Source organism: Ureibacillus massiliensis 4400831 = CIP 108448 = CCUG 49529, assembly GCF_000772965.1.
GTDB lineage: Bacteria > Bacillota > Bacilli > Bacillales_A > Planococcaceae > Ureibacillus > Ureibacillus massiliensis.
This window is the reverse complement of record NZ_JPVQ01000076.1, coordinates 1-8297: the sequence shown is the minus strand read 5'-3', so window position 1 is coordinate 8297 and position 8297 is coordinate 1. Positions and strand designations below refer to the sequence as shown.

8 protein-coding genes are annotated in these 8297 nt (G+C 33.9%); 2 read left to right on the top strand and 6 right to left on the bottom strand.

The features are described 5' to 3' along the window. The 5 genes from CD30_RS18380 to CD30_RS18360 all read right to left on the bottom strand — a co-directional run. The coding region (locus CD30_RS18380; RefSeq protein ID WP_235802094.1) for a tyrosine-type recombinase/integrase at positions 1–817 on the bottom strand (817 nt) is incomplete at its 3' end. 139 nt (positions 818–956) lie between these two features. After that, positions 957–1682 (bottom strand): IS21-like element helper ATPase IstB, encoded by a 726-nt coding sequence (istB, locus tag CD30_RS18375; RefSeq protein ID WP_036180369.1) that lies wholly within the window; start codon positions 1680–1682, stop codon positions 957–959. Beyond that, positions 1666–3099 (bottom strand): IS21 family transposase, encoded by a 1434-nt coding sequence (istA, locus tag CD30_RS18370; protein WP_036180366.1) that lies wholly within the window; start codon positions 3097–3099, stop codon positions 1666–1668. The genes istB and istA overlap by 17 nt, the downstream gene beginning before the upstream one ends. A 130-nt stretch (positions 3100–3229) precedes the next feature. Next, positions 3230–3931: a hypothetical protein gene (locus CD30_RS18365; protein WP_036180364.1), complete on the bottom strand. Its 702-nt coding sequence runs from the start codon at positions 3929–3931 to the stop codon at positions 3230–3232. Further along, positions 3918–5009 carry a tyrosine-type recombinase/integrase gene (locus tag CD30_RS18360; protein WP_036180362.1) on the bottom strand — a complete coding sequence of 364 codons (1092 nt, stop codon included), beginning with the start codon at positions 5007–5009 and terminating at the stop codon, positions 3918–3920. Before CD30_RS18360 ends, CD30_RS18365 begins: the two co-directional genes overlap by 14 nt. A 784-nt stretch (positions 5010–5793) precedes the next feature. Between CD30_RS18360 and CD30_RS18355 the strand changes: the two genes are divergently transcribed. Together CD30_RS18355 and CD30_RS18350 are read left to right on the top strand one after the other, a co-directional pair. Continuing rightward, a complete protein-coding gene (locus CD30_RS18355) occupies positions 5794–7215 on the top strand; it encodes an IS110 family transposase (RefSeq protein WP_036180360.1) in 1422 nt (473 codons plus the stop codon). Between the two features lie 49 nt (positions 7216–7264). Next, positions 7265–7750, top strand: a complete 486-nt coding sequence (locus tag CD30_RS18350) for a hypothetical protein (protein WP_084078063.1) — start codon at positions 7265–7267, stop codon at positions 7748–7750. Positions 7751–7914: 164 nt separating this feature from the next. On the opposite strand, the gene CD30_RS20370 is transcribed toward CD30_RS18350, so the two are convergent. Continuing rightward, positions 7915–8297: hypothetical protein (locus CD30_RS20370; protein WP_036180358.1), on the bottom strand; the 383-nt coding region annotated here is incomplete at its 5' end.

Genomic DNA, 8297 nt, shown 5'->3' with positions numbered 1-8297 from the left:
TCAATCTTACAGCACCGTTACTTGTTGCTTTCTCCCATTCTTTCCGAAGCGTTTTATCATGAATCTTGGCGTACACTAGTGTCATTTCCGGGCTCGCATGAGCCATTAGCTTTTGTACATGCAAAATATTCATACCGTTGTTAATAAGGTTAACTCCATAACGATGTCTAAATGCATGAGCTTTACATCGATAAACGTTACCTTTGTCGTCAACTATATTATTCTCAAAAGCTAGTTTGTTTAAATTATTTACTACATTGTCCCTAGAAATCGGTTGACCTTTTCTTGTGCCATGATAAGTAGGAAATAAATAATTTAAAGGATTTGTTTCTGTAGTAGATTTTTCTCTCGTTAATTTTTGTTGAGAAAGTACTACACTGGCTATTTCCTCCGAAATTGGAACACGATGATTTTTCTCTTTTACTTTACGCTGATCACCGATAATCCACCAACCATCTTCTTTTTGAATCAAGCAATCTATTTTCAAAGTACAGATATCTGAAATTCTAAAACCCGTTGCTTCTAATAAGATTACAAGTGGAATAATATCTTGTGGAAGTTTATCTATATGAAACATTAATTGATCCCAAACAAAATCAGATATGTACTTGATTGGGCCGGATGCCTTTGGGGGTAATCGTGGTTTATCATCAGGTACAATTAGAAAGCCTGCGGGCTTTTTAGGAGCTTCATCCCATTCATATCTTTGGATATATACAATAAATGTTTCTAATACAGATATTGAGCGATGAATGTGATTATCAGATGGAGTTTGACCTTTATGAACACTATCTCCACCCATAGGGGAAGTTCGCAAGAAATATATATAACCCTCTATATCGCTTCTGCTTAGTTCAATCAATTCTTTCCAATTTGGATATTGCTTATATGTATTTTGCAAGAGAAAAGTGCAGAGATTTGCAACGAGAAATGCAGAGTGTTGCCACCCAATATATTTACAATTTTTTTGAAAGTGCGTTCGCTAATCGAAAACTTGATCCTGTGTATGAGATAATATGTGCATGATGAATCAAGCGATCTACTAACGCAGCTGTCAGTCGCGAATCGGAGAAAACACGATTCCACTGGCTAAATTCAAGATTTGATGTGATAATCAAACTTTTTTGTTCATAACACTCTGAGATTATTTGAAAAAGTAGCTCTGCACCATCTTTTCCAAATGGGAGATAACCCATTTCATCTAAAATGATTAAATCAACTTTCTCTAGTTTTTTTCGAAAGCTTGTTAATCGGCCATTGGCCAGTGCAGATTCTAGTTCCTCTACTAGATGAGACACACGATAAAAACGTACTTCAAATCCTCTTTCACATGCCCGTCTTCCTAAAGCTGAGGCTAAATGTGTTTTCCCTGTACCAGGAGATCCAACCAAAATTACATTTTCTTTTCGTTTAATAAAATCTAAATTCATCAATTCTTCTTTACTCAGATGGTGCGGTAAACTGATATCCTTATGCCATTCATAATTCTCTAAAACTTTATAATCTAGAAAGCGTGCTTTTTTAATATTTCTTGCTGCTCTGGCTTGCTCTCGTCCATCACGTTCCTTTAATAATAATTGGTGGACGAATTCATTTGGCGTTGTAAATGGAACATCTTCAAATCCTTCTGCTATATGAGCTAGACGTAGTTGCTTACATAATTGATCAATGGTTTCCTTCATGATTCACACCTCCAATGGGTTGTAATGCATCATACTGTGACCACTCGACATCGTAAGGATTTGATACAACTTCATCATTCTTTGAAATCAGTTCGTAGAACTGTTCATTGATTCCTTTCATATCATACTGTACTAATAACGTAATAATTTCATTGATACGTTGTTTTCTTAGAGACAGAGAGGGTGTTAGTAAGTATTCACGTACTCTTGCAGGTAAATACTCACGATAGCGTGAATGTCCGACCACTCGTGGTTTATATACCCAATCTTTTAAGATATCCTTCCAGGGAATTAATCTACGTTTTCTCATATAGGGTCTTGCATCGCTTAATAGTACTTCACCTTCGTTGGTAATAACCTTAAATTCATTCCAAAATGTGATGCAATACAGCTGACTATAGTTCTTTGCTTTCGGTACATGAATAAGATGTTGATCTAATTTGAACTCATTGTATTTATTAAATTTGATTGTCGTTTGTTTAAATACTGAATAATCATTATCTGGTAATTTAAGCAATTGCTTTTGTTCGCATGCCCAAAGGTCTTCGATTATCGCTTCTTTTCGGTAGTGCATTCTCTTTCTATCTATTAAAAACTTTTGATAGAGTTGTTCCGTCAGGTCATCAAAATCCTTGATAACAGGTGGTACACTAAAAAAGTTATACCTTACATAGCCGACTTTTCTTTCGACATTTCCTTTTTCATGGCCACTTCGTGGATTACATACCTGTACTTTAAATCCATAATGATTTTTAAATGCCATGAATTCATCTGTTAATTGTGCCTCGCCTTCAGATCCACGTACCTTTTTAACCGCAGGTGTTAAGTTATCAATTCGAATGCTTAACGGAATACCTCCAGCTTGTTTAAATAGTAGCTTTAGACCACTTAGAAAGCACTCTTGATTTTCAGAGGGAAGAGGTACTACAAAACCGGTATTACTTGCTGGGAATGACATAATTAATGCATGTACATCAACGATTTCACCTTCATGTACAGCCTCCATTACACCAAAATCCACTTGAGCTTCACCTTCTGGATGAGCTAATCGTTCGTATCCTTTCGATTGTTCGTCATCCCTTGCAGCTTTACAATTTACAATAAAGTCGCAGACTGTTCGATAAGACCCTGGAAACCCTAATGCTACTAGTTCCTCATGCATTTGCTTATTTGTTCGCCTTAGTTTTTTCTTCACCTTCGAATCCTCTTCTAACCAATCTAGAACTATTTCTCCCCAACGTTCTTCATACATCATTCTTTTTTTTAGAAATGTTTTCTCTTGAGGAAGTTGATCCCCATCCCCATATTTCTTTGCTGTTCTCCAATTTATATCTAATGTATCCGCAATTTGGCTAATAGATAGTCCTTTTTCGTTTCTTAAAGTTTTGATACAATTAACTTCAGACATTGCTAGCATCCTTTCATTCCTCCACTGATGAGATTCGACACCTTTACAGTAGAGTGACTTGGGGTGGCTGGCAAGTCTTTTTTTGTGGCACTAAAAAAGTGCTAGACTCTGTACAAATACGTTGCAATAGTCTGCACTTTTATTTTGCAATAAACAGCTTATAAATATACTTAAAGAATTCTTGTAGCTTTGCCATAGTTTGTATGGCTGAACCCCAACTTAAACTCTCTTGTATAAGAACTCGCTTTTGGATATATCTTTTTGCCAAATTTCGAAAGGGCATTGGTATGGAAGTGAAATTTATAACATAACTATAACTACTATTATTGTAATCAATATCTAGTTTCCGAACATCCCAAATATCTTTCTCTGTTTCCTGTCGCTGATCATACCAGTCTAGAAAAAATGAATAAATTCGATTGTATAACTGGAGGTAGCCCTTTACTGTGAAGTTGCTTTTTCCATGTTCAAGGAGATAGGTTTTATAGTGAATTGAAAATTTCTCGTAAGGGATGTCTAGAATAGAGCCAATATCAGAATAAAATCGCAAGATAAAATCTTGTAATCTATTGATTGCACTAGAATTACTCCAGACTGTCACCATATTTATTTCTGAATTAGTTAACCGTTTGAAGAAATAATATTTTAACTCATTTTTAATTCTTGGATTTAATGTGTCCTTGAATTTTATTGATTGTTTTTTTATTTTTGCTCCTTTTTTGTAGAGTGGGCAATCTAATGGATCCCATTGATCATTTTTCCAATATCCACTTAACTCTTGCATAACTTTCTCATAACTTAGAGCTAACGCCTGTTGTTCAGAAGTTTTATTTAAAATCATTTTCTTTATTGTCACCTTTCATCTTGTCATGTGCTTTCTTCCACTCTTTTCGTATAGTGTCATCTGTAGGGTGAACATACGTATTTATTGTCGTTTGAACGTTCGAATGACCCAATAACTTTTGTATTATTGATATTTCAACCCCTTGTTCGTGAAGCTCAGTGGCATAAGTATGCCTTAACATATGGGGAGTAATATCAATCTGAGTTTTTTTCCTGATGCGTTTTATTACATCGTAAGCTGCTTGATAATTTAATGGTTCGCCCTTATTAGGGCCAGTTAAATTTATAAATACATAGTTGGTATCTGCATCATGATAATCAATCAGGTAATCTTGAAAAACATTCATTGTATCGCCAGATACATATATTCTTCTTCCTTTACCACTTACAGTTTTAGATTCTCTTACTTGAATGGAGGTAGAGCCGATATCAAAGTCCTCAATCCATAAAGATAACGCCTCACCAATTCTAAGGCCACCTTCATACAAAATCCGAACCAATAAGGCGTCTCGAATATTGCTACACGAATCATGAATAGATTGAATCTGATCTTTTGTGAGCGTTAAAACTTCTCTTCGTGGTTCTTTGATTTTTAATATGTTTTTATCATGTGGCTTACCCCTTGAAATATGATGTAGAAAGGGTTTGAATGATCGATGATTACCAATCACTTGTTTCTTTGTTTTTTCGGATAGGTCTTTTTCATAGTCTTCAATTCTCATCAGGTAATCGTAGAAACTCTGAACACAGGTCATCATCGTATTAACTGTTCGCTCGGATCTTCTTGCTTTTGTTTGTTGAAATTGAACTACTTTAGTAGATTGATAAGGGCTTCTAAGCCAAGAAATATACTCCGCCAGGAGGTCAAGATCTACTTCCTTGTACTCTTTTTCTTTTTCGTTTAAAAATTGAAAGTAAAACTTTAAATAATGACAATATGACTTTAATGTATTTTCCGCTTTTCCAATGTTATCTAGATATTTAAGAAACTTTAAAACAGGAACAACAGGTTTGTTATCCCCATCAATTAGCAAATATCTCTTTCTGTCATCAATTAAAACCTCTTGCACTTTCATCAACATCACCTCCAGATACAATAGTGCTATAATTTTTTTATTCTATCTATGAAAACTATGTTTACTATATTTTTCTACTCAATATATGTTGTAAATAAAGAAACAAAAAAAGCGTAGTATTTAACGTTATTAACGATAAATACTACGTACTGGTATACTACATATAATGGCCCGATTGTTTCTGTAATGCTTTAACATTTATAACGGTAATTTTAATAGACTACATGCTAGTAGGTAGCTTTTTTAATTAGGTTAATTAAGATATAATTTAATCATCAATGTACCCTTGTGTTCAACGTGAGATCTCTTTAAGAGAAACTCTGCCGATTGTTTGGGGACATTGTTTTTTTATTCAAAAAAATCATGTAAAATATAGGTGTGCAGTGACCTTTATGGTGATTCCGACCTTTACTGGATTGGGGCTAGTTTCCTAGACCTCTAATATTGACGTGAGGCACTCCATGTTATTTACGGCACTGCACATACTAATTATATATAGCTGCTTAAATCCTGTTAATTTCGACAGGATTTTTTATTTTTTAGGAGGGAAATTAAAATACATGTCGTATTTTTTAATAGACTATATAGAAATCAAAATAAATCTAATATTATTTTAACAGTTGAAACTCTACCGTTGTTTGGAGCTTTGAATAAAGACTCTTTAGTTCAATATGAGATTTAATATCTGGCGAAATAATCCTGACATGCTACATTGGGCTTAAAGCTCTAACAGAAACTTGGATAGTCAGATATGTCATACTGTTAGTTTATTGGAGGGAAATTAATGAAAAGCACCAGTAGTCCATTTAGCTATGGAAATGAAACTGAAGTTAATAATGAACAAGAATCACGGAAGTTTTACCAGTTCTATGTTGGAATTGATATAGGAGCGAGTTTCCATGTTGCTTCTTGTATAAGATATGAAGCTTTTTTAGACCCTAAAGGAGTAGCTTGGAAGCGCACTAAGACACTGAAGTTCAACTCTGATAGTGTGGGAATCGCAGAATTTTTAAGCGCCCTTAAACAAATAGAGGAACAGTTCAATTTAAATAAAGACGACTTCTTAATCCTCTTAGAACCAACGGGTGGACATTATTCTTATTTAGCCCAACAAGTGTTACTAATTGAAGGTTATGATTTGTTTCAAATAGAAAATAAAGCAGTTGGGGAATTCCGTAAAAGTTTAGGAATAAGCGAGAAATCAGATTCAATGGATGCAAAGGTAATGTCATATATGGGATGGCATAAGCAACTTCACCCCAATATGCAAGGTGTAACTTTTATACGACCACAAACAGTACTACAATCCTTATTTAGAACAGTTATGAGAGATCGTTGGTATCTCAATGTTCAACTTACTCGCAGAAAAAATCAAGTACAACAATTACTAAAAGTCACACACCCTGATTTAAACAAAGCTTTTAAAAAATTAAGTTCAATCTCAGTAATGAAATTGGTTCTACAATACCCTACCGGACTACATATGAAAGAAACTAGCGAAGATGAATTATACAATGCTATTTCAAAAGCTGGTGCTAAAAATGTTGCCAAAAAGGCTGCTAAAATTTTAGCGGAAGTGATGCCTAATACTGTCGCTGTGCCTGTTGAGCATCTTGTAGGACGCCAAAAGTGGGTTATTGAAGAAGCCTTACGGCTTGAAGAAAGTTTAAAACTGATAGATCAGGAAATTCATGATCTTCTATGGGGAGTACCCGATAAAGGAATTCAACCCCACCCATATACTGAAATTCTACTATCCCTCCCCTTCGTTAGTGAAAATATAGCTTGTACATTAATAGGCGTTATTGGTGATATTGAAAGATTCAATACATATAAAGAATTTAAGAAATACTTAGGGGTTTCGGCTGAAAATACACAATCTGGTACATCAGTAAAAGGGACTAAACAAACCAACAGCGGGGTTCGGGATGCTCGTCGAGTACTTTATCAGATTGCCTTAATAATATTGGCTAATGGTAAACCTCATCCTACCGTGTTTAAAGCCTATTATGACCGTAAGGTTGAAGAAGGAATGAGTAAGAAAAAAGCAATTGGTCATTTGTGTGGTAAATTGGCTAATTTAATTTATTCGCTTCTGAAAAATAACGGTAAATACGATCCAGTTGTCCATGCAGCTGCTTGCGGCATTAACTTGGCTGACTTAACTAAATCTAAAGAAGAAAAAGAACCTTTATTATTAAGCTAACGAAGCGGATTTGTTTAATAAAAAATTCAAAATGAGGATGGAATACTAAATGAAGAAACTTTGGATATCATTTTTAGTATTAGCAATAACCATCGGTGGTGTTTATTTCTTTATAAAATTTAATCCACCATTGGAAATTGGTACACTTGCATCAAGTGAAGATGATAAATTAGTTATTGTTAGTGTTGGTAATAAAGGCTTTAGTGAAATAAATATATTAGATATATCTGTGAATAACAGTGAAAAGCCTATGGAAACAAAGATACAAGTGAGTAATGCGTTGCAAGGTTTTACCTTAACGAATGATGATACCAGTGTGGAAGCGAAAAAATATGGTTTTACAGATATAGATAAGGTAGCCTTGAAAACAGGAACTTCACCATCTTCTAACTTTGAAAAATTAGATAATGGAGCTGCAACAAAAAATGATGAAATCTATGGAATTAGTGTAATTCACAACGAGGAAGTAAATAAGGTTCATATAAAATATAAATATCTTGGAATTCCATTTAATGATACTGTGATATTTAACTAACGAAGGTTTTCACATATCCTAAGTCTATTAAAACGCCAAAAATCCCTACTTTTATATTGAAAGCAGGGATTTTACTCTGTATCCAATTAAAAATTTTTAAATTAAAGCACTACACTACATTGAACAGAGTTAAACAACACTATTCATCTAAACTTACCGTTTGTTTAATTTGACTTCTTCACAATCTCATTATCTCCGTTTAGTCTTTTCATAATGAGTCTTCGCTTTTTTGCTTCTTTATACAAGTAATCGAGAAAAATATCATTATCTTTTGGAAATCTATACGAACAGCTTAATTCATTGTAGATAGATTGCTTTTCTTCTTCCAAAATAACTTGTTCTTCTAAGTTATTAAAAAACCATTCATGAAGATAATTTGATGAAAGACCTCGTTTTTTTCTAATTTCTAAATACTCACTATGGAAAATCATATACTCTACATTGTCCCAAAAGATTTCATCCGCAATAAATATTTTTGTAGTTTTATTCTTTAAACTAATTAACTCAAACTTCGCACATAAATAATTAGGTTCAATAGTTGATGCTA